This is a genomic window from Moritella viscosa, assembly GCF_900120065.1.
Classification (GTDB): Bacteria; Pseudomonadota; Gammaproteobacteria; order Enterobacterales; family Moritellaceae; genus Moritella; species Moritella viscosa.
Genome location: NZ_FPLG01000105.1, coordinates 17,555 through 40,008 on the forward strand (window position 1 = coordinate 17,555; position 22,454 = coordinate 40,008).

22 protein-coding genes are annotated in these 22,454 nt (G+C 36.7%); 17 read left to right on the forward strand and 5 right to left on the reverse strand.

Features of this window, described 5'->3' with window-relative positions; all coding sequences use genetic code 11:
- Positions 1 to 6 precede the first annotated feature (6 nt).
- The 4 genes from modA to BT797_RS16445 all read right to left on the reverse strand — a co-directional run bounded on the left by modA (position 7) and on the right by BT797_RS16445 (position 4,893).
- Positions 7 to 804 (reverse strand): molybdate ABC transporter substrate-binding protein, encoded by a 798-nt coding sequence (gene modA, locus BT797_RS16430; protein WP_045111026.1) that lies wholly within the window; start codon positions 802 to 804, stop codon positions 7 to 9.
- Positions 805 to 942: 138 nt separating this feature from the next.
- Positions 943 to 2,103 (reverse strand): diguanylate cyclase, encoded by a 1,161-nt coding sequence (locus BT797_RS16435; RefSeq protein ID WP_045111025.1) that lies wholly within the window; start codon positions 2,101 to 2,103, stop codon positions 943 to 945.
- Positions 2,104 to 2,236: 133 nt separating this feature from the next.
- Entirely contained in the window at positions 2,237 to 3,334 is a 1,098-nt protein-coding gene (locus tag BT797_RS16440) for a cache domain-containing protein (protein WP_075472905.1), read from the reverse strand.
- A gap of 284 nt (positions 3,335 to 3,618) precedes the next feature.
- Complete coding sequence (locus BT797_RS16445) at positions 3,619 to 4,893, reverse strand: L-cysteine desulfidase family protein (RefSeq protein ID WP_045111024.1); 1,275 nt, start codon at positions 4,891 to 4,893, stop codon at positions 3,619 to 3,621.
- Between the two features lie 374 nt (positions 4,894 to 5,267).
- Here BT797_RS16445 and BT797_RS16450 point away from each other — a divergent pair, with 374 nt between their 5' ends.
- The 17 genes from BT797_RS16450 to BT797_RS16530 all read left to right on the forward strand — a co-directional run bounded on the left by BT797_RS16450 (position 5,268) and on the right by BT797_RS16530 (position 20,458).
- Positions 5,268 to 6,098 (forward strand): TOBE domain-containing protein, encoded by an 831-nt coding sequence (locus tag BT797_RS16450; protein ID WP_045111023.1) that lies wholly within the window; start codon positions 5,268 to 5,270, stop codon positions 6,096 to 6,098.
- A 476-nt stretch (positions 6,099 to 6,574) separates the two neighbouring features.
- On the forward strand, positions 6,575 to 7,459 hold the full coding sequence (locus tag BT797_RS16455) for a LysR family transcriptional regulator (protein WP_045111022.1): 885 nt from the start codon (positions 6,575 to 6,577) through the stop codon (positions 7,457 to 7,459).
- A 296-nt stretch (positions 7,460 to 7,755) separates the two neighbouring features.
- Positions 7,756 to 7,971, forward strand: coding sequence for a Flp family type IVb pilin (locus BT797_RS16460; RefSeq protein ID WP_045111021.1), 216 nt, complete (start codon positions 7,756 to 7,758; stop codon positions 7,969 to 7,971).
- A 36-nt stretch (positions 7,972 to 8,007) separates the two neighbouring features.
- Complete coding sequence (locus BT797_RS16465; protein WP_170860780.1) at positions 8,008 to 8,424, forward strand: A24 family peptidase; 417 nt, start codon at positions 8,008 to 8,010, stop codon at positions 8,422 to 8,424.
- 12 nt (positions 8,425 to 8,436) lie between these two features.
- Positions 8,437 to 9,270 carry an RcpC/CpaB family pilus assembly protein gene (locus BT797_RS16470; protein ID WP_045111019.1) on the forward strand — a complete coding sequence of 278 codons (834 nt, stop codon included), beginning with the start codon at positions 8,437 to 8,439 and terminating at the stop codon, positions 9,268 to 9,270.
- Positions 9,267 to 10,622 (forward strand): type II and III secretion system protein family protein, encoded by a 1,356-nt coding sequence (locus BT797_RS16475; protein ID WP_045111018.1) that lies wholly within the window; start codon positions 9,267 to 9,269, stop codon positions 10,620 to 10,622. Before BT797_RS16470 ends, BT797_RS16475 begins: the two co-directional genes overlap by 4 nt.
- Entirely contained in the window at positions 10,619 to 11,107 is a 489-nt protein-coding gene (locus tag BT797_RS16480) for a hypothetical protein (protein WP_045111017.1), read from the forward strand. Before BT797_RS16475 ends, BT797_RS16480 begins: the two co-directional genes overlap by 4 nt.
- 2 nt (positions 11,108 to 11,109) lie before the next feature.
- Positions 11,110 to 12,357 (forward strand): CpaE/TadZ family protein, encoded by a 1,248-nt coding sequence (locus tag BT797_RS16485; RefSeq protein WP_075472823.1) that lies wholly within the window; start codon positions 11,110 to 11,112, stop codon positions 12,355 to 12,357.
- Positions 12,354 to 13,628 carry a TadA family conjugal transfer-associated ATPase gene (locus BT797_RS16490; protein ID WP_045111015.1) on the forward strand — a complete coding sequence of 425 codons (1,275 nt, stop codon included), beginning with the start codon at positions 12,354 to 12,356 and terminating at the stop codon, positions 13,626 to 13,628. The genes BT797_RS16485 and BT797_RS16490 overlap by 4 nt, the downstream gene beginning before the upstream one ends.
- The gene (locus BT797_RS16495) at positions 13,625 to 14,533 is read left to right on the forward strand and encodes a type II secretion system F family protein (RefSeq protein WP_045111014.1); all 909 of its coding nucleotides are present in this window, start codon (positions 13,625 to 13,627) and stop codon (positions 14,531 to 14,533) included. Before BT797_RS16490 ends, BT797_RS16495 begins: the two co-directional genes overlap by 4 nt.
- Positions 14,533 to 15,384: a type II secretion system F family protein gene (locus BT797_RS16500; protein WP_045111013.1), complete on the forward strand. Its 852-nt coding sequence runs from the start codon at positions 14,533 to 14,535 to the stop codon at positions 15,382 to 15,384. Before BT797_RS16495 ends, BT797_RS16500 begins: the two co-directional genes overlap by 1 nt.
- Before the next feature lie 49 nt (positions 15,385 to 15,433).
- On the forward strand, positions 15,434 to 16,126 hold the full coding sequence (locus tag BT797_RS16505) for a tetratricopeptide repeat protein (RefSeq protein WP_075472825.1): 693 nt from the start codon (positions 15,434 to 15,436) through the stop codon (positions 16,124 to 16,126).
- An 11-nt stretch (positions 16,127 to 16,137) separates the two neighbouring features.
- Positions 16,138 to 16,611 (forward strand): TadE/TadG family type IV pilus assembly protein, encoded by a 474-nt coding sequence (locus tag BT797_RS16510; protein ID WP_045111011.1) that lies wholly within the window; start codon positions 16,138 to 16,140, stop codon positions 16,609 to 16,611.
- A complete protein-coding gene (tadF, locus tag BT797_RS16515) occupies positions 16,601 to 17,116 on the forward strand; it encodes a tight adherence pilus pseudopilin TadF (RefSeq protein ID WP_045111010.1) in 516 nt (171 codons plus the stop codon). The genes BT797_RS16510 and tadF overlap by 11 nt, the downstream gene beginning before the upstream one ends.
- A gap of 1 nt (position 17,117) precedes the next feature.
- Complete coding sequence (locus BT797_RS16520; RefSeq protein ID WP_052678357.1) at positions 17,118 to 18,617, forward strand: pilus assembly protein; 1,500 nt, start codon at positions 17,118 to 17,120, stop codon at positions 18,615 to 18,617.
- A gap of 26 nt (positions 18,618 to 18,643) precedes the next feature.
- On the forward strand, positions 18,644 to 19,276 hold the full coding sequence (locus tag BT797_RS16525) for an OmpA family protein (protein WP_052678356.1): 633 nt from the start codon (positions 18,644 to 18,646) through the stop codon (positions 19,274 to 19,276).
- A gap of 444 nt (positions 19,277 to 19,720) precedes the next feature.
- The gene (locus BT797_RS16530) at positions 19,721 to 20,458 is read left to right on the forward strand and encodes a hypothetical protein (protein WP_045111009.1); all 738 of its coding nucleotides are present in this window, start codon (positions 19,721 to 19,723) and stop codon (positions 20,456 to 20,458) included.
- Positions 20,459 to 20,567: 109 nt separating this feature from the next.
- On the opposite strand, the gene BT797_RS16535 is transcribed toward BT797_RS16530, so the two are convergent.
- A complete protein-coding gene (locus BT797_RS16535) occupies positions 20,568 to 22,325 on the reverse strand; it encodes a hypothetical protein (RefSeq protein WP_075472827.1) in 1,758 nt (585 codons plus the stop codon).
- Positions 22,326 to 22,454 lie beyond the last annotated feature (129 nt).

A 22,454-nucleotide genomic window follows, 5' to 3' on the forward strand; every position in this document is an offset into this window, starting at 1 on the left:
TTGACCTTAAATAGAGTGTACCTTAAAACCGTATTTAACAAATATTGCTTGTGCCGTTTTTGTTTGCAAGTATCGGTAGAATATTCTGGTGGCGGAATTAGTATTATGACCGACAATGACCAGAGGATATTCAATGGCTTTGTGGCTATTTTCTGGGAAGGTCGCAACCGTTTTTACTTTTTTGGATATTTGTGCGTCAGTCGCATACACAATACCAAATGGTGACTCACCACGCTCGACTAGCGCTAATGCACCGCGAACATTACTTGTTCGGGCTAATAACGGCATCGCTTTTTGCCATAAATCTAAACTTTCTAATGCTTGTTTAGCATAGCGACCTGCTGGTACATGATCGGGATCGCCAACTGCGATCCGACTATCACCCACTGCATGCGTGATATTCCAGTGCTTATTTAAGACGACGCTACTTATTGGACTTGTACTAGGGGCGATGAGCACCAGTGAGTTACGTAACAAGGTCACACGAGAGTCCGCCGCAACCGCTTTTTGTTTAATTAAGTAATCCATCCATTTTTGATTTGCAGATAAATAGATTTGAGCGGGTGCCCCTTGGGCAATTTGTCTTGCTAAAGTCGAAGATGAAGCAAAAGAGAATACTGGGTTTATTTTTGTTGGGTTTGCTATTAAGTCAGCTTTAAACGTATCACCGATTTCTGTTAAGGCGTTAGTTAATGAGGCCGCTGCAAAGATAGTTAAACGCTCTTTAGCCATAACATGACTGCTGAAAATAACTAAAATAATGGTAATGATCTGTTTTAACCTGCAGTGATATCTCTGCGTCATGAACAATCCCTTATGTATATTTTTCTTGAATGCGAGGTAAATACCCAACCGTTATATACCTAGTTATATATCGATTGGTAAATTCTAGCCTCGTTAACGTAAATTAACAAGGCAAAATTTTATTCGTTTGATTTAGCACTAGATAACAACGCAGTTACGTCCAGCTGTTTTTGCCTCGTACAATTTCATATCCGCGTCGTTTAACGTTTCCTCAAATGAGGATTTAGCGTGATCATGTAGGGCTATACCTGCACTTAAGGTGATGCTAAACGCTGTATTATCGTGGGTGAATACTAAATTTGATACTTGCTTTCTTATATGTTCTGCGACAGCTATTACATTTTCGCTATTATCGCAGGGGCCGATAATAACAAACTCTTCACCACCATAACGAATACAATAATCGCCAGTACGTGTACATTCCATCATAACACGGGCTACTTTTGTCAATACTTTATCGCCACAATTATGACCATAGGTATCATTGATTTTTTTAAAATGATCGATGTCTAAAAATATGGCGGCTAACGCTCTGTTATGACGTTTTTCATTTTCTAACATTCCTGGAATCACTTCTTCTAGAAAACGCTTGGAATAGAGCCTTGTCAACGAGTCTCGAACTGACTGTTTAGAGAGTATATTTATAAAATAGTTGATAGTAAGGGTAGATACGCCAATGAATAGTACAAAACCAAAAAGTAAAATGCCGGTCGCTTTTGATACTGTCCAAAATACATTGTTTTCCATATCATCAAGATAAATACCGGTGCCAATTAACCAGTCCCAAGGAGCGAAGTAACTCACGTAGGCTATCTTGGAATATTGTTCTAATGAATCATTTTTAGACCAAAGATAGGTGATCCAGCCACCCGCTTTACGCCTTTCTCTATCAATGTCGCGGAAAGGGCGTGTTCCATCCGTGTATTGCCAGTCTAATAAACTCATACCAACCAGTTCTGGCTTATATGGCTGTAATAAAATCTCTCCATCTAGATCACTTATCCAGAAGTATCCATTATCACCGTAAGTTGCGTGTTTAAGCGCATCCATGGCATATTTCTTAGCGTCTTTATCTGATAACTGGCCATTTGAACTAAGATCATAAAAATAACGGATTATCCCTAATGCTGATTGAGTGAGATGCTTTGATTGTGCCTTTTTTTCATTTTCTAAACTCGTCGAAAAAGAGTTATAAAAAAACAATAGGAAAGCAATCAGTACCGAAAATATAAGAACGGATAAAACAATTAATTTATTTTGAATGGGTAAGCGATGCGAATAGGCTGAAAAATTAGACATAGTGACACAGTTAATAATGTAATCTATTGATATAGTAGAATATAAATTATGTGTAAATATACCTTTTTAAGAAAAAAACTCGAGAATTAATAAAATTTTAATTTTTTTGTGAAATATAACACGATTAATGAAATTAAATTGATACGCGGTTGCGCCCTGCTGTTTTTGCTTCATATAACTTCATATCCGCGCGTTTCAACGTGTGTTCAAAACTATGGTTACTGTGACTATGGTGTAGTGCAATGCCAGCGCTTAACGTGATATTAAAAGTGGATTCATCACTGATGAAACGTAATTCAGAGACTTGGTGACGGATAATTTCAGCCATATCAACAGCAGACGTTTCACTATCGAAAAAACCGATAAGGACGAATTCTTCTCCACCGTAACGCATGCAGTAATCATTCTGCTTAGCGTTGTCACTCATTATTCTAGCCACGTGTTTCAGTACTTTATCACCGTTGTCATGGCCATGTCTGTCATTGACAGACTTGAAGTTATCTAGATCGATAAATATGGCGACAAGATGATGATTTGTCATCTTATTGTGGTTCATTAATGTCGGTATAATCTCTTTTAAAAAACGTTTCGTATACAAATTAGTCAGAGAGTCACGTACCGATAGCTCACTTAATTGATGTACAAAATAGTTAATAATGACAACGATAGTGACAATGAAAATGAGAAAACCAAGTAACAAGACACCGGATGTTCGACATACAGCCCAGAAAATATTGGATTTCATATCGTCAAGATAAAGCCCTGTACCAATAAGCCAATCCCAAGCTGGGTAATGAGCAACATAAGATATTTTAGGGAATTCTTTAGATGTGTTTAATTTAGGCCAAGTATAAGAAACCCAGCCGCCACCTTTTCTCGCTTCTCGATCAAATTCTTGGAAAATATATTTACCAGTACTGTCTGCCCAATTTGTCATATTTAAACCGACTAAATTTGGCATGTAAGGTTGTATTAAGATCTTACCTTTACTGTCATTGATCCAAAAATAGCCATCATCACCATACGTTGCCGACTCTAGTGTTCGCATCGCCATTTGCTGAGCTTCGACAGTGGTTAGCTTTTCAGATAATTCAAGCTGATGAAAGTGTTGAATAATACCGAGGGCTGATTCAATAAAATTTTTGGATTGAGCTTTTTTTTCTTCTTCTAAACTGGCTGAAAAAGAATGATAAAAGAATAATACGAAGGCAACGATCCCAATAATAATCATAACTGACAGACCAACCAATTTATTTTGGAGTGGTAGCCGATACGACTTTGAGGATAGGTTGTGCATTGTTACTCCTAATAACGTTCAATTCCATTAACGAGGTCGTGTAATCTTTATGCTAATACTGAATGTGACATAGCGTGTGATTATATACGTTAATGGTAAAGTTAGCGCTATCATTTGTCATTAATCTGCTTATTTCCCCCAAACAATGTAAATCTAGGTGTGATTTTCTAAAATGGTATAAGCACTATTATATGGTGTATATTACAGCGCTTAGTCGATCATGCTGACATTATATTTATGATGGTTGCGTCGGTATTACTCATACCATTTGTTACTAATGTACCAATATTGCAGATACTGGTTTCAATATCTTGCGCAATAATCCCCTGATCAAATGCTTGTGTATCATTCATCGCTAACATAAAGGCTGTGATGGCACTACTCGTGGATGTTTTTACTTTCATTGCGCATGTCGATTTTGCACCATCGCATACCATACCTGAGCAATCACTTAACACATTTTGGATGGCGTAACATGATTGTTCATAGCCACCGCCAGCAAGGTAGACCATCGCCATCGCCGCGGATGCACTTGTTACCGTGTTACCACAGAATGCTGATAAAGCTGGATAGTGCTGCTTAATATAGATCGCGCCTAAGTGACTTAGCACAAGCGCCCGTGCAAGTTGTTCATCACTTGTATGATAATACTGGGCAATCATAGAGACAGGAACCGTTGCTGCTATACCTTGGTTACCACTACCGTAATTACTCATCGCGGGTAATGTCGCTCCTCCCATTCTTGCATCGGATGCCGCTGAGGTACGCATGATAATCGTATTATTAAGATCGGCCGTCATAAAACCGCTTTTGATATTTTGTTCTATGGTACGACCTACTTGTAGCCCATACGCATGGTTTAAGCCTTCATCAGCTAAATTCGAGTTTAATGTAGCAGCTTCGAGAATAAAATTGATATCAGCAAAATCAGTACCCATCGCGTAATCATAAACTCCTTGGATGCTAATATCGAGGTTATCGCAGATATTACCTGAGCTTTGGGCTGAGCAGCTGTTATTACTGAAGACGACTTTACCATTGAGTGTTTTTTTTGTTATTTGGGTATGACCGCCACTGATTACGACTACTGCAGTGTTATCTTGATACTGTGCCTCTACATGGCAGTATATAAACTCGCTTGCATCGGTACGCTTAACTATGATGTTCCCCGCATCGATTAACGCTTGTGCTTGTGTTACTTGGGTTGGTGTTATTTGTGCGAGGACTTCTAACCCAGCATCAGGGTCACCGGCAATCGCACCTACTGCAGCTGCAATCGCTAAACCAATTTTACCAGTGCCGGGTACAAATACACCCATTGAATTTTTATATAAGTTATCTGATACTTGAATGGTAATTCGTTCAGGCGTTGCAGGTAGCATACTTGCCGCCACTGCGGAGGCATATGCAGCAGAGATGGGTTCGGTACAACCTAATGCAGGTTTCACAAAGGTGTTTAGTAGGTTTTTGTATTGCTGCCATTGATTATTCATTCTATATTCCTCATTGATGCTGACAAATAACTTCAGCAACACATAATTTGACGTTAATATACGTTGGCTTACATTTCCTTACGCTTGTTGTTTTACTGTACGCCTATGTGTGGAGAATATGTTTTCTTATATGAGTGGTTATTTACCATTAAAGAGAATATTTTTTCCTATATTTAGACCTGCTCCCTGCATTTGTGGTTATGATCACACCTTTATATTGTATTTATCTTTGTTACTGGACTCGATGAAGTAAACTTCAATGTGTGTTTTTTGCACTGTTCATTCGGTTCGTTTGTAGCCATATTATGGCTATGTTGTTATTGTTTTACTGATAACGCACAATATGTACTTCATTTTTAAGGTGATAATATATCGTGGATTTAAAAGCATTATTGACGATTTCTGTTGCAGATAAAGTGTTTGCTAACCCAAAACGGATCTTACTGCTACAACAGATACAGACCTGTGGCTCGATTAGTCAGGCAGCTAAGCTTGCTGGTATGAGCTATAAAACGGCTTGGGATTCGGTTAAAGATATGAATACCCGTTTGTCTGAATCCGTAGTTAAAAGTGAAAAGGGCGGTAAAGGAGGTGGGGGGGCTAAGTTAACCGCCTTTGGTGAACGTTTGTTACAAATGTATGCACTGACTGACCAAATGCAAGATATGGTGTTAGAAGCATTACAAGATCAAGCTATTCCAATGAATAGTCTACTGGATGTTATGGGACATTTTTCTTTAAAAACCAGTGCTCGTAATCAATTATCAGGTACTATTTTATCACTCGATAATCATCTTGCGGGTACAGACTCTAACCTGGATAATTTAAATGTATACCTTCAGGTCGAACTCACTAGTGGCTTACGACTAAATGCTTGCGTAACCCAAAGTAGTTGCGCACGTTTGTCATTAGTCGTTGGTAAGCCCATTTTACTGTTATTCAAAGCCCCTGCGGTTAGTATTTTTCTTGAAAAATCAGCGGGTGAAAGCTGCAATCAAGTTTTGAGTATCGTTCATGAGATTTACAGTAATAGCCAGACAACTGAAGTGAGCTTAGCTATTTTTGACGAGCATAAAAGCACTGCGCCACAAATAATCTATGCGTCGATTGATACACTGTTGGCTAATCAACTAAACCTTACCATTGGTGATCAATGTTATGCGGTATTTTCATCAAGCCAAACAATTGTGGCTTGTATGAGTTAATGCTTCCCCATTAGTTTCCCATTAATTTATATATAGTGAATTGAGTTTATATAAGTGTTTTTTATAAGCAGTTTAAATATATTTGTATAGTATATTTTGTTCATCTCTAATTATATCTACATCATAAACGTGTAGGGTAAGTTGTAATATTACAATTTAACGTTCTTATTTATAGGCGTGAAATACTATATTTAAATAATTAAATTGTAATATTATTTTAACATATATCTTCATTTTAATTATTCAACAAAACTGACCACCACCTCTTTAGAGGGGTGGTTGTAATGTCTAAATACCATCTAAATATAGTTCAACTTGAACATAAGCGTTAAATGCGACCCCCACTACTGTTTGCTTTATTTTCAACCACCTATAGGTATATGTTATAGATGATATTTGTACATGTTCATGGTCTTATAATACAATATATTAAGTTAACTTGATAATTAAGGTGACATTCTTTATAAAGGAATAAAATGAAACCACAAATGGATAATTTACTATCATTTATTTCAGCGGCGGAAAAAGGTTCATTTAGTGCCGCAGCAAAAGAATTAAAAAAGAGTCAAGCATCGGTTAGTATTGCGATACAAAATTTAGAAATTGATTTTGGTTTTGAATTATTTAATAGAAATAAAAAATACCCAGTTTTAACAGATAAGGGTGAGAAAATACTCAAAAATACTAAATTAATGATGTCGCAATATCATGATTTTATTAATCAGTCACGCATAATAGAAGCTATTAGTGACGTCAAGATACGAATCGGTATCGATCCATTAGTTTGTTCTGATAGAGTAACTGGAATATTGTGTGAATTTTCAAAGCGTTATCCACTTGTTGATCTTTTTATTATGCAACAAAATAGTAAACTACTCTATAAAGAGATTATTGAAAATAAATTAGATTTAGCGATAGGTCTTTTTTCTGGTTTAGATATATTGAATTGTGAATTTGTGAGCGCTTTTCATATGCAAAGTTCTTGGGTTGCATCACCTGATTATAAAGGTGGAGATATTTCCAACATAAGCTTAATTAATATGGCAGACTCTCGATTGCTCACACCGGTAGACCTTAAATATCCTGTGATGAGTGAAGTGAATGTGGCTACTCAGGTTTGGTATGTTGAAGATATACATACGATATTGTCATTTTGTCGAAGTGGTGTTGGTATTTGCCATTTACCTAATTTTGTTACTAAACGAGATTTACATGAAGGTCGATTAGCAAAGGTATCTTTTGCGTTTAATCAATTAAATAATGAACATTGGGTCGCATCTATTTTATGGCCTAAAAATAAAACACTAAACCCTGAATTAAATTGGATTTATAAAAAAATTACTGAGATCGAATTTATTTAATCTACCTCTTGTTACTTCATTTATCTTCATTTTTAAAATTTATCTTATCACTCCTTATTTTATCTAACCTTATCTTATCCGACCAGTGATACTGGATTCATAAATATTCGCGTCTATTTTATTGATTATATGCAATATCCTATCCTTATTTCAAAGTATTAGTTTAATCGAGTTTATATTAGTGCTTTTTTTAATCACCTATATGAATGGTTAATAGGTCGTATTTTTGTTGTTTTTTGAATCAGTAATATTATACCCACGAATTTATTAGTTCATTAATTATTAAGGAAATAAAAATGTTTACTCAAATGTATATAAAAACAAGCACATTCCTAGCAACATATAAAAATGATGAAAGTGGTGTGACTGCAATTGAATACGGTCTAATTGGTGTCGCTATGGCAACGCTATTAGGTGTTGTTTTTTCTTCAACTGCTACTGGTTCGCTTTTAGGCACACTAACTAGTGCATTCGATGGTATAACAACGGCAATCGGTGACGTTACTCCTTAAAGGTAAACGATTTAAACTATTATGGCATTATATTTTATGGGTATGTTATCAATACTAGTAGTCTATTTAGATTGCCGATATCGTCGTATACCTAATAATTTGTGTGTCATTATTTTAATTGTTTCCCTTTATCTAACAATAGAGGGAAACAATATTTCACTACATTTTTTAAGTGGATTAATTATATTTTCATCTACAACTATATTATTTAAATTTAATATATTTGGTGCGGGTGATAGTAAGTTGGCAACAGCATATTCAATCGCTTTACTACCTAATGAAGTTATAGATGCAGTGATATTAACCCTATTTATGGGTGGTTTGTTATCGGTGTTCTATTTAATAAAAGACAGATTAATCTTAAAGAAAGCAAGAGCTGATGAATGTGGTTTGCCTTATGGTCTGGCTATTTCATTCGGTTTTTATATAACAATCATAAACAATTCAATTTAGCGCGGTAGATAAATGAATTCAAAGATAATTTTTATTGTTGCATTTTTAGCTATCGTTAGCGGTATTTATGGTGTTGTCGATATATTGTTTTTAACGACAGAAAAAGTAGAAAAGTCGGTTGCTTCATCAGAGTTCCCAGCGAAAGAGGGACGCTATGTTACTGTTTGGCGAGCAAAAGAGTCTTTGGTTAAAGGTGATCCCTTAACAAGTGCAATGGTTAAGCGCGAGCAAGTGCCGTTGAGTGAAGCGTTAACATTGGGCATAAAGCAAGATGTAGTACTTGATTTTGAACCTTCAACGTTAATAAATACAGCTGTTAATGCTGGTGACCTTGTTTTTGTTGAACAGCAAACACGTAAAGATCAACCTGGTTATTTAGACCTACTGATTATAGATGGCATGACACTGTACCCTCTGACTATTTCGTCCAAAAACCTCATTGCTGGTTACATCCAGCCGGGTGACAGCATTGATATTATGGCAATTAGCTCACCAAAAATTAATTTATCTAATACAACCAATGAACTTGAAATGTTTCAAGGTGTGACCGCAAATTTACTGCTGGCAAAGGTACGTGTGATGTCTGTAAACAAAAATGATTCCGATATTATTAACCCACAAATGAGTAGCGATGGTAATAGTGAGGTAACGATCGTGATCGAGGTTAAACCTGATGATCTTGGACGATTAGCATTAGCACAGCGCACTGTGTATTTAGAAATTGTACGTAGTCAAACTTACCAGCAGCCCCCATCTGCGGATGTTAGCGATATTGTGCCTAATTATAATGGTGTGATTGAGTTACGAGGATCGGGTAACTCAAGTTTTGAAGGGGTCATACAATGATGAATAAATTAGTTACTTTTTTAGCCGTTATTTTTCCATTGTGCACGAGCATAAGTTTTGCTTCAGAGCGTTATATTCCTTTGAATAACGCCGTTAATATGGATTTTGACCAAGATATTAATACGGTATTTATCAGTAAACCAGATATTGCGAATTATAAAATTATTAACAAACGCACCTTAGTAATATTCGCTAATAAAGTAGGGCAAAGCCGAATTATTGTGTATGGCGTTGATAAGAAAAAGTTGTTATCTCAAGTGATACACGTTGATATTAATTTGACTGATATTCGCCACCAAATAGCTATTTATTACCCGGAACTTGAAATCAAGCTGACGTCTATCGGCAGAAATGTTGTTGTTAGCGGTAACGTTTACAGCGAAGAACAACGAGACGATATTTATAGAACAATTGCGGAGTTACTAGGTCGTAAAAAAGTTACCCGTTATAACGCTGCAGAGCGTATCACTATTACTAATGGCGATAGTGAGTTTGATGAAAGGGAGTGGGTTGGATTTCAGCGTAATTATACTTGGGAGGGGATTACTGAGCGATTAGAGATTGATAGTATCAAGCAGATTAATGTCAAAATATCAGTCGTTCAAGTGTCTAAAGAATTTAATGAAACCTTAGGTGTTGATTGGAGCACAATTGGTCAAAAGGCGGGGCAGTTTGCTTTTCAGCAATTTAATGCGGCAAGTTTAACGACTATTGTGAGCGCGATTGGTAATGACAACATTGCAGAAGTATTGGCTGAGCCTAATTTAACGGTGATGTCAGGCGAAAGTGCGAGCTTCCTTGTCGGCGGAGAGGTCCCTGTTATTGTGACCAACCAAAATACGACCAATATCAGCTTTAAAGAGTTTGGTGTGAAGTTAAACCTGTCAGCTAAAGTTTTAAATAATAAAAAAATTAAACTTAATATTGCTCCAGAAGTGAGTGCTGTAGAGCGAATCATTAAAGCGGCTGGTATCGAAGTTCCTCAATTAAGTACGCGAAGGGCTTTAACGACGATCGTTTTAGCAGATGGCGATAGCTTTATGATTGGTGGCTTAATGAGTACCGAAGATATTGAAGCGATTAGCAGTGTCCCGCTACTTGGTGATATTCCGATACTGGGTGCTGCTTTTCGTAAGGCTACAACGAAGCGTAAGAAAACGGAGCTTATTATTGTGGCGACTGTGAACATTGTGAAGCCTATTACGAGTAAAGATGTACGCCTTCCTACTATGTATAAAACGTCTACGCTTAGTCGCTTGTTTCGTTCTTATGATCGTAAAGGCACTCGTGAAACGCAAGCTATAGATGCGTTAACTATTGATATGTTGGATCGTGGAGGGTTTATTCAATGATACGACAAATATTATGTATTACTTGGCTATTTTTTTTGGTGGGCTGTGCAGATAAACCGGCGTTAATGAAAGGTGCGGAAGCCGTTATATACCCAGAATTACAGCGTTTTGATATTACGATAAAGAGTAATAATACAACGGCGGCTGAGCAACAAATCGTAAATATTATTAATGGTTTATTACCCGTATCCCCCGATACTCAGTGGCTTGTTTATTATCGTTTAAGGGGAAACCGACACATAGCAGAAAAGGCAGTGAAATACCTGAAAGCTTCGGGTGTTATACCTGCTCAAATTACAGTCTTGATGGCACCTGTTTTAGAGTCTGATATAGCTCTGGAGATCAGGCAATATTATTTGTTCACAAGTACCTGCAAACCTTATTCGTTTGAACAATATAAAGCAGAAAGTGGTTGTTTTGTTGATACTTTGCGTATGAAACAGGTGGTATCCCCGAGCAATCTGATTCACGTAGTTAAGGAATAGTTATGTTTGATCTTGCTAAAGCAGTCAGTAAATCGACAGAAAAAGAGAAAGTCCAAAACGGTCCTTCGGGTTGTAGCTTATTTTATCAAACGAATGAATGTAAATCTTTGCTACAGGAAGTATTCCGTTTTGAAGGTTGGTCTGAACCTGACTGTTTGCGTAGTGATTTATCGATCGGTGATATCAATATTAGCAGTCTGAAAGAAATTATTATTCTAGAACTTAATCAATCAAAAAATGTGGTTGAAGATGCGAAGGCGTTCGCTAGCCGACTTCCGAATCATAAAGGCATTGTTGTTATTGGTAAAGAAGATGCAATTACCACGTTGCGTGGATTAAAAGATATGGGGCTCTATTATTTATTTTGGCCGATTAATAAGCAAGATACGAGTGATTTTTTACGTCATATGCACAGTAATATTTCTCGTTTTACTGGCGTTAGCCAAAACAGAAAAGCCAAGAAAGTTGCAGTCATTGGCTCAAAAGGTGGCATTGGTACCACGTTAATTACTGCTGAAATTGCATCGAAGTTATCAAGTTTAGGCTCAGATACTATCTTGGTGGATCACCAATATCATGACAGTAATATCGATATTATTTTGGGGCTGAAAAATTTTGAAAAGCAGAATATAGAAAATTTAGGTCTACAGTTTCATGATATTGATGAAGATAGTGCGGCAGACTACCTTTTACCAGTGAATAAAAAGTTACGCTTATTAGCTTTACAAGGTGAAAAATCGGTGACTGATTTACTGGGTTATAGTCATAGCATTATTGACGTATTGCATCGCCAAGCGAATTTTATTATTGAAGATTACTCTACATCCGCAGATTTTAAATTAGATATTTCATTATTGACTAGACGTGTCGACATGATTGCTTTAGTTGTCGAGCCGACTGTCGCGGCAGTAAGAAATGCACGAAAGATCATTGACTCAATTTCATCACAGCAACAATTAGGCCTGAGGGAGTTGCGTTTGTTTGTGATCGTTAATTCACACCGCCCAGATAGTTATTTTCCGATGACACCGAAAGAAGTCTCTGTTCATTTAGAGCACGCTGTTGATGTGATAATACCTTATAGTCGCCACGCTGCAACGATGTTGTTACAAGGTAAAAGGTTGTATGAAAACAATGGTATTTTATCTCATTCATTCAACGATATAAGTCAGTTGCTTCACGGTAAAGTATTAAATCGAAATCGTCGAAAGTTCACATTTCAAACATTAGTTAACCGGATTAAACGATGAACAATAATAAATCACTCTATCTTGATTTTCGTAATCGAATTTTTGAAGTGCTTGATCCGCAGGCTGTTTCAAACCTGGGCAAATCAGAGCTTGAAATTCAAATAACGAAAGCGATTGAGATCTTAGCGAACAATTATTCTCGTCCGATCCCCAGTGTTATTAGAAATGGCTTAGTTAAAAGCTTAGTTGATGAGCTCGTTGGTTTAGGTCCTCTGCAATCACTGATGGAAGACGATACTATCAGCGATATTATGGTTAACGGACCTAATCATATTTTCTTTGAGCGTGGTGGTAAGGTTAAAGCATCTGAGGTCACATTTGTTAATGAAGCTCAGTTGTTGGAAGTCGCACAGCGCATCGCGTTTCGTGTCGGCCGTCGAGTGGATGAGTCATCACCTATGGTTGATGCGCGCTTACCTGATGGGAGCCGTGTAAATATTGTTATTCCACCTATTACCCTTGATGGTACATCTATTTCGATTCGAAAATTCCAAGCTAAAACGATTGGTTTAGAATCGCTTGTTGAATTTGGCGCTATGTCAGTGGAAATGGCGAGGGTCTTAATGATCGCGTCTCGTTGTCGATTAAACATCCTCATTTCTGGTGGTACAGGATCAGGTAAAACAACCTTACTGAATGCGTTATCACAGTATATTAGTGAAGATGAACGTGTGATCACTATTGAAGATGCTGCAGAGCTAAAACTACAAATCCCACATGTTGTGCGTATGGAAACACGAGTAGACAGTATAGAAAACACGGGGGCAGTATCTCAGCGTGAATTAGTTATCAACTCACTCCGTATGCGACCTGACCGTATTATTTTAGGCGAATGCCGTGGTTCAGAGGCATTTGAGATGTTACAAGCGATGAACACGGGTCATGATGGTTCAATGTCGACCTTACATGCAAATACTCCTAGAGACGCCGTTTCTCGTATCGAGTCAATGGTTATGATGGCTGATTTGAATTTACCATTAGAAGCCATTCGTAGAACAATTGTGAGTGCGACACATTTAATCATTCAAGTTAACCGATTACATGATGGTTCTAGAAAAGTAACCAGTATTTCTGAGATCGTTGGACTCGAAGGCGATAATGTCGTGATGGATGAACTGTTTAGTTTCAAGCAAGATGATGCGCAACTTAGCGACAAGGTTACAGGCTCATTTTCAACGCCTGGTATCATGCAACGTTCAATTATAATGCAGCGTGCACGTTATTTTGGTCTGCAAGATGAACTCAAATCTGCTTTTAGGAATGACCAATGATACTGGCATTATCTCTCATCTTATTTGGTGTTGCAGCGATAATGTATTGCACCCAAAAAGCAAATTTAAAGATGCATTTTTTAGCTAAACATATAGAGATAGCTGAAGATCATCATGTCGAAGCGATTAACTTGGGGTATCTCCATAGCTCAAATATTTATTTAAAATACAAAGCCTTGTTTGAACCTTCTTTTTCTATATTGGGTAAGCAGGCATGGGTAAAACTGATACTTTACTTTTGCACAATTATTGGTGTCATGAGTTATGTCAATCAGCAAGTTTTACACCTAGATCATTATTGGTTACCAATTTTGGCTCCCATATTTGGATTTTTTGTTGGCTGGCAGTGGTTGTTGAACAAACGCCGTAAAGATTTCGAAATGACGTTTCCTGATGCGCTAAATATGATGATGAGTGCCATCACTGCTGGCGAGAGTATTACCCAGTCTATCGGTTACGTGGGGAAAACGTTAGATAATGATATTGGTCGCGTGTTCTTACATATGTCAGAGCATTTACAATTAGGTGAATCACCAGAACAAGTATTTAAGCGCGCCTGTAAAAAAGTACCATACCCTGCATTTTTATTTTTTATTGTCACTATTCGCGCAAATATGACGCGTGGTGGGCAATTAAAAAATGTAATGGCGAGATTAATTAGAGTATTGGTGGATGCGAGAACACTCGAAAAGAAAAAAATGGCAATGACATCTGAAGCTCGTTTGTCTGCAAAAATTGTAGCTGCCATTCCTGTTATTTTTATGCTCTTACTCAATTATATTAATCCTAATGATGTTGATTTTGTATTAACGAATCCGGCGGGGCGCTTAGTTCTGTATTACGTGCTAGGTAGTGAGTTTATTGGTTTACTTATTGTTTGGTTATTAGTGAGAGGGGTACGCTAATGATAGGGGTTGTTGTTTCGTTATTTGCCGTCAGTTTGTTGCTCGCATTGATCGCGACATCAATGATTCATAAACAGTTAATGAAAAATAACATTAGCCATTTTTTGAATAATCATAAAGGTAACACGCTATTTAAAATAAATAGATTTTTTACTAGTTTAGGACGTGAACATCAAGTTGAACTAAAAAATAAATTAATTGATGCGGGCATTTATAACGCGCAATTGGCTAAATATTACTTACCCTTAAAATTTAGCATTTTGTTCGCTGTTTTATTATTTATTGTGTTTTCAGGTAGTGAATTTGAAAATAAAATATTATTCGGCACTTTAACGCTGATTTCGATCTTATTAATTCCTGATGGTGTATTAGCATTACGCAAAAAGCATATCGTGGCTAAAACATCTCGTCAATTACCTTATATGCTCGACATGATGGCTGTATGTATTCAAACGGGCATGACCATTGAGTCATCATTAAGTTATTTGAGTAATGAGTTAGATGATTTTGATAAAGACCTCTGTTATCACATTCGAAAAACTTCTGATGGCGCTAAAGTGCAAAGCTTAGAGAAGGCATTGTTTGATCTTAGCGAACGCTTACCTACGCACGAAATTCGCAGCTTTACACTGACCCTCATTCAGAATTTACAATACGGTACGTCAATTTCAAATGTATTGAGTGATTTGGCTGAGGACATGCGAAAAATGCATGTTTTAGGTATGGAAGAAAAAATTGGTAAATTGTCAGCAAAAATGAGCGTGCCACTTATTTTGTTGATTATGTTTCCTATTGTGATCTTGATTTTAGCCCCAGGAATGATGCAAATGTCATTGGATGTAGCTGGGTAATGTATAAATTTAGATGTGAGTTATCGCTCGTATTAAAAGGTGTTTGTTGATGAAAGGTATGGTTATTGTCGGTCTGTTATTACTCTCTGGGTGTGCATCGCAGACGAAAGTTGATACTCGAGAAGGGGATTTAATTGCAATGAATAACAACCAAGGTCTAAGTGTTTATTATCAAAAGCAATTGCAGAGTGATCCTAATAACACCGTGCTTATGGCTAAAATAGTGAAAAACTATCTTAAGCTTGATGATATTGAATCTGCGCTTTTCTATACAAAGCACCTTATTGATTTGGGCTATGACGATAGTGGTTTTTTATATTTAGCTGGGAATGTATATATGGCTTCAGAACAATATTTACTGGCCGTAGATACTTTTCAAGCTGCGCAAGATAAGGGTTATAACAAAGCAGAACTGAATATTAGTTTAGGTGTGCTTTATAGCAGTTTACAAGAATTTGATAAAGCATTGGAACAGTTCAATCGAGCGCGTTTAAAAGGTTTTGATGATGTCGCAATAAAAAATAATATTGCCGTTATCTACATTGCCAAGCAGGAATATAAAAAGGCGATTGCAATGTTAACGCCTATTTATGAAAGAGTGCCTGATAATGAGCGGTTACGTATGAACCTAGCTGTCGCACTTATTAGAGTAAAAGATTATAAAAATGCGCGTGAGATCCTCAGTAGTGATTATAGTGATGCGGAATTTTCGCAACTTGTAACCACCATAAAAGTATTGTGATAGGTGTATTGATGAACTCGATTAAATCTCAAAAAGGCGTGTTTACAATTGAATTCGCACTTGGGTCAATATTGTTATTTATAAGTATATTCATGGTGTTTGAGTTATGCCGATTTATATACATAGTTAACCTCACTGAATCTTCATTACGAGAATCGGCACGTGATAGTCGATTATATGAAGGTAAGAGGAATAATGTTAACTATCAAACTCGCTTTGAGCAGATGTTTAGTCAGAACGGTCAGATATGGCACAGCCTTGTTGACCCCAAACGCTATACGCTCACGGTTAATTATTATCGAGATTATACTGCACTGATAAATAATAATAAGACAACTAACTGCCGAAATTGTCCAGTGGCCGAGTACTCCTTAATGTATTCCTATGTTCCTATGCTACGTTTGCCGGGAATAAGCGAACGCGCTTTAACTCGTTCTATTTTAATGGTTCAAGAACATGAAGGGTGGGCTGAGGATGGGCGCTAATCAACGAGGTGTTTTTGCGATAGAAATGGCTTTTGTCTTATTTTTTATTGCCGCATTATTGGTGTTTACGGGAGATATTGCATTTAAACTTTTTAATCGTGTGGCTTTAGATAGAGCTAGCTATTCGTTGGTCAATATAATGAAAGAACGCACACGGTTTTATAACAAACGCTTTGAATTAAATCAGCAAGACATCAATGATATTCAAGTGTTGGCATCACGTTTATTAACGGGTAAACGACCTTTTGGGTTACGTGTCAATTCGTTAGATAATGGTGTATTTAAGACATTTGATGGCAATATCAGTAATGCGCCTGTGTGTCGGAGCGATGATGCTTTGACCCCAGCTTATATATCAGAACTAGTGCCTCAAAATTTGGCTGGAAAATCCTTTCCTCTATATCAAGTCACACTTTGTTATCAAGTTGACAGCTGGTTTGACAATTTTTTTGGAAATCAAACTCAAAGTTACTTGCAATCCACTTCTGTGATAGTAGGGCGTTAATATGAAAATGACTATGCATAAACAAGCAGGGGCTGCAGCTATTTATTTAGTCTTTTTAATGGTCCCTTTATTTGGCACTGTCTTCTTAGCTTTAGAGGGGACGCGTTATATTCAAAAGCAGAATCGTCTTGCTGATGCTTCCGAAGCGGCCGTGCTTGCTATCACTATGGCAAATCGTGGTAATACGACCCATTATGAACAAACACTTTCTACAAAATATGTTCAATCCTATGTCAGAAATATTAAGACCCCCCCCGTGTTATCTGTATCAGTGAAGGAAGGGGAAGATATCATCGGCAAAGTTAGAAAACCTTATTTTCAGTATAAAGTGGACGCAACAACGGCGCATAAATCTTGGTTTTCTAGCTTATTGATACCAAGTTTTTCATCAGTTGAGTCCATCGTAAATAAAGCTATCGCTCGGAATTATCCTGAAATTGCAGGTGATAAATATGTGGATATTGTATTCGTATCTGACTTTTCAGCCTCGATGAATTATATATGGGAGGGAAGAACTAAAAGGATTGATGCATTGAAAGATGCGGTACTAAAAATATCAACTGAAATTCTAGATGAAAGTGATGATAAAGGTAAAAATAGAATCGGTTTTGTACCCTTTAATATGCGTGTTCAGCGCTATGTGGAAGGTGAAAAACTATGTGTCACCCAACTCAGTTATAAAGATAACGTTGGGGGTTATGGCTATACACCTTATGAACAAATAAATTGGAAAAAGTATGTTACGGAACTCTCCACTCAAAATATTCATGACTGCGCTTATGATGGGAACGGTTGTGGGAATTTACCGAGAAATGATGCTAGAACGATTATGAATATTTCAGGTTCAAACAAAAATATACACCCTGATCCGTATAAATATGTAGATATAGGGAAAACTGTAAAAAACGTATTTATTGATAAAATAGATAACGTTAAGTTACACCCTAAGGCGAATTACTATAACTATAATCATTTATGGAGTAAGTATTCCTGCAACACTAATTTCCATAGCATAGCAATGACTGAAAATATTAATGACTTACAAGTAATTAAGAGTATGACCGCATTTGGAGGTACATCTGTATACCAAGGCATGATCCAAGGGGCGCAGATATTACAGAAAGAAAAAAACAAATACACTACAGATACAGAAAAAGCCGATTATAAAAAGAGGCTAAAAATGTTATTTATCTTGAGCGATGGTGTTGAAGACCCTTATAAAGAGACGTTTAAAAAACTGGTTAATTATGGCGGCACAGGTAAAGGATTATGTCAGAAGATAAAAAATGAGTTTAGTGATAGTGATGTACCTTTATATATGACTGTTTTAGGTATCAATTTTGATGCGAGTAAACAACTCGTTTTTAAACAATGTGTTGGTGAGAATAATATCGTAGATGTAAGAAACGTTGATGATCTAATTATTAAAATTAAAGAAATGATCAAAAAAGGTGCACAAACAGAAGGTATATCTAAACTGCATTATCGCAATTTAAACTAAGCTTATCAGAAGGTTCGAGATTTAAGATGAAAAAAAATATATTGTTATTATTAGCATGTATTAACGTTGCGACTGCAAACGCAGAAAGTAATGTTAATCAATTATTAGTCAAATATTGTGGAGAAGAAAACCATAATACAAGTCAGTCTGTGACAATTGAACAGGTGACGGCCATTGGTTATCACCGTAATGGTTATTTACAAATAGAACAGCCTGTTGATGATAATGAGTTAAAGCTGGAATTAGCTAAACATACAAAAAAAGTCGGAATAGATAGCCAGTGCATGGAATACCTCGATGCGATGAAGCTATTATCAATGAGTACTTCAACAGATAAAGAACTGATCGCGCGAGTGTACTTTGATTTTGACCGTTATTCGCTGACATCCGCATCAATTAACATATTAGATAAGATAGTTAGTCGTCTAAAAATAAGTCCGGATATGATCGAGCTTGTCGGCCATACAGATAGCATCGGTAATAGTAAATATAACCGTAGTTTAGGCATGAAGCGTGCTACCACTACGAAACAATATCTCGTTGAATATGGGATTGCTGCAGATCATTTAAATTTAGTCAGTAAAGGTGAAGAGAAGCCTTTAGAAGATAACGCGAGTAGTGAAGGTCGTAAAAAAAACCGTAGAGTTGAGATATTTTAAATTAGCGCGAATCATCAGTCATCAACGTCAGTCTAGCCAATAGTGGTCGTAGATGCTTTCTTAGTTGTCTCACGTTGTGATATATTACTGTCTAACGCCTTGATATATCATAATTTTGTTCTGGCTGGCAGACAAGGTATGTTTCAAACATGACTTGTATATCTTCACCTTCTGTACCGTTCGGAGCAGATAAAAAATAGTTACTTTTCTTTTACTGCCGATGTTCTTGGTTACAATTTTGAGTGTTCATAGAGTTTATTGACATTTACCTGCAGTTAACTTATATATCTATGGTTTAAGGCGTTAAAACGACGAACTTTTGTTGCTTATATGTTTGTAAAGATTATAAACTATCGATGATACAAATATTTTTTAGATACGAATGATACCGCTAACATTTATTGGTCTTATTGATATGAATTACTGGCTATTTTTGAGATTTTTATGAATATATTTTTAATTACTCTGACGCTACTATTATCAGCGAACGTTAATGCACAGTTGCCTCAAGCACTTAGGCCGTTAACGTCAAAGTCGATAGAGTTGAATACGGTTGAGTTCAACGCGATTGAAACATCGACGGCAGAATTTGTAAATTATACCGCGACGGGGCCTGAATCTGAGCGAATTATGGCTTTAGGTCAAGAGATTATTAGCGTTATTGATGCTGGACTTGTGGAATTACAAAAAGTAAACCCAAAGCAAATAAAAGCAATTCATCATTTAATGGAATACGTTGAAAATGACCATCAACGTTATATGAAACCGTATAGCTTTGTTGTAAAAGGTACTAAAAACAGTAAAACGTTATATGCAACGCATGATACAGTTTTTAAAGCTGCAGGGTTATGGTTGAAAGATTTATCTTATCAGTGTACGAATGATACTTTTACCTATCAGGTTGCTACGGACGCTCAAGCTGAGTTGTACCTTTCTTATCGGTTAACGGTTAATTTATCTGGCGCTATCACTTTATGTAAAAGTGATGGAATGGAAGAACGTTGTTTGAGTGAACATTTGAAAGAAGAACGTGTCATATATACAGATAGCCTAACCACCATTACAGGCGTGGTTGATTTTAACGGCTTTGAGGACGAATCATTTATTCATTTTTATAGTGATACAGCGAAGGAAAGAAATATCCTTAATAACTTAGATAAAACGGATATTGAGGTTCCGTAAGAAGACGGAGTGAACCTTAATATCAACTTTTTAAGTTATCTTTTCGAAAGACGGTATATTCAGTCGGTCCCCATTTATATCGAGCTTTAACGCGGAGCTATTTATTGACTCATCGTATGGTTCTCGTTTTCAAATCCATATACGAGGAGAATTCAATACCTTGTTCATTTATTTCTAACCCAGTATTAATACGAAGATTGTAATTTTTTAGATCTTCCAATTCGGACGGTACTGCTTGACCACTGAGTTCAGCAGCGGTAACCAATGGCGTAAATGCTTTACTGTAATCGATTGAGATACTGTACATCCCTGTTGCGGTCATGGGCTTATCGCCAAGTGCATTAGCAATTATTTCGGCTTTATCGCCATTGAAAATAACCATATGTTCTTTATGCATGATTAACTTAGGGTTCAGTCCAAGCAAGGGGCTGAGTGGCACTAGCGATGATAATGCAACAATATTCCCGTTGGCTGGTAATTTTACATCGGCTAATTCAGGTCTGAAAGTTGAAATAATATTAAACAAGGCTTTTGGATCGTTGGCTGATAAGCTAATGATTGCGTCTAAACTTTTGATGGTCAGTTCACTTTTATTTTCATCTAAGCTGTAATCAATTATTGCCGCAGAAATGCCTTTAATACTATTGGCTATTGCGGTCATCACGCTTAGCATCGCAGGGTTGTTTTGTTGAATAGCGGATTGCACCTGTTGTAAAGGTGGGCAGGTATAAGTTGGTTGTTGCAGTTCATTCCAAATATTATTGAGTGCGGGTGATAAGCTACCGACATCCAGCCCAATACCAAATGATAAAACAGTATTATTGAGGTCGTTTACGTATTCAGGAATGAACCCTGTTAGTTGTGTTAAAGCGGATAATATTGTTTGATTATTACTTTCGATTACCATCGACATATCGAACGTTGTTTTATCGTTATTAATGTCAAATTGATGAAATCCAAATACCGTGCGTGGCCAATTGTTGGCAATGCTGTTTAGTTCCATTTTACATTGGGGTCGTTGATATATTTGTAGTTGGTTTTGATCGTTTGTCTGGATAAATTTCGCTATATGTTGACCAAGTAAGCTTTCACTCGGAGACGTAATCGCTTGGATTATTGCTTTGTGGTTTATGTAGCTAATTGACTGCGAGATAAAGTGGTGTTTTTTGATGATATCGTCGAGTATATTTGAGTTAGCCATTGATTGTTCGATTGGTGTTATACCTAATGCATTTTCTAATAGTAATGATTCGTTTAACCCGATATTAAAGGTAACCGTCAATAGATTATCATGTTGGCTAATAATCAATTCTAGTTGTTCTTGGTCTGTTTCGTCAGTGAGCGTATAAGCACGATACTCGCGTTGTTTTATTTGCCGTTGTTCATGGGTAAACCCACTTTTAACCTCTGCTTTATCTAACAGCGCCCATATTGCATCTGGATTGATTACATCTATTTTGAACACCGGAATAATACCGAGGGTATAGAAGTAACCTTGTATTTCTTCTGCTATCCCAAACGTAGCCATAAATGCATCTGCATTTTGCATATTTTCCAGATAACTTTGTGCCAAATTAATAAAAAAATTTAGTTTGGTATTTACCGGATCATAATCTTCATCTTCGTATATGGCGGTAATGATATCGTCTGGTGAGCTATTGCTGGTATCGGACATTAAATTGATATAGCGTTTCACGGGGAATGGCACTAATTGACCAGAGAAGATGGCTGTATTTGCTGGGATATAATTTAATACGGTGTGTTTATTTAATTTAGTTTGCTCATTTGATATGTTGTTTTGCGTCAGTAAATAACCACCTGCTACGGCTGTCGTAATTAATACACCAGCAATTAAAATCCGTTTCATTGTATTCATCCATCTTATATTTTGTTATTTATAGTATGGTATATTTATATGAATGAGTGAGCACAGACCTGTTATCTGCATATATAGAAAATGCCTATTAGCGTTAACGAATAGGCATTTTGAATTTTT